Origin of the sequence: Vogesella mureinivorans (assembly GCF_007644035.1) — a bacterium.
In the GTDB taxonomy this organism is placed as follows: domain Bacteria; phylum Pseudomonadota; class Gammaproteobacteria; order Burkholderiales; family Chromobacteriaceae; genus Vogesella; species Vogesella mureinivorans.
Map to the genome: position 1 here is coordinate 1 of NZ_VMTV02000375.1, position 285 is coordinate 285.

The window sequence follows — 285 nt, forward strand, 5'->3', positions numbered from 1 at the left end:
CGCTGCCCGACCAGTGGAAGTAGCTGCCGACATCCTGGCTGACCTTGGCCACCGGGATCGCCTTGGTGTCCTTGCTCAGTTCAATGCTGCTGCCGGTCTGCGGCATCGGTGCCACGTAGGCGTTGAACAGCTCGGTGAAGGCGACGAAGCGGCCGTCCGGTGAGAGCGCGATGTCGTTGACGTACTTGAGGTTGAACACCTCGCGCGGCTCTTCGCCGTTCAAGCCCACCGACATCAGCTTCTTCGAGATGCCGCCGCCGGTCATGTAGTAGATGCGGCTGCCGT

General features: G+C 62.8%; 1 protein-coding gene. It reads right to left on the bottom strand.

What is annotated here, in order from left to right; genetic code table 11:
- On the bottom strand, positions 1 to 285 hold a 285-nt coding region (locus FLQ44_RS11075), incomplete at both ends, for a TolB-like translocation protein (protein WP_147694442.1).